At 45.3% G+C, this 320-nt stretch carries 1 pseudogene; it reads right to left on the reverse strand.

Annotated features, from left to right (window positions below):
- Window positions 1-207 (reverse strand): annotated as a pseudogene (locus Q4519_RS22405) (phosphomannomutase); the annotation flags it as partial.
- Between the last annotated feature and the right edge of the window lie 113 nt (window positions 208-320).

Below are 320 nucleotides of genomic sequence, written 5' to 3' on the forward strand. Positions count from 1 at the left end.
CTGCGCGGCCAGTAAACATAAAATATCAACGCGTAAATAATTGCCAGTTTCATCAGACAACAGCGGCCTAACGCCATCACCGTCGGTAGAAAACATCGCATCTAACTCAAATTCACGCTGCCAATCTTGCGCTTGTTCTATGTCAGCTAAGCCCACCGCTTCGGTATCTATGGGCACAAAGCTGTCACTGCGGCCAAGGCTTATCACCTCTGCGCCAAACTGTGTAAACTAATCGCCTTAAAGATCACGACCATAGATTGAATGCTCTTAAATACCAATGCGTTTACCGGCTAATAATTCAGTGGGGTAATTATCAAGAT

It is taken from the genome of Motilimonas sp. 1_MG-2023, from assembly GCF_030547455.1.
GTDB lineage: Bacteria > Pseudomonadota > Gammaproteobacteria > Enterobacterales > CBDFNC01 > Motilimonas.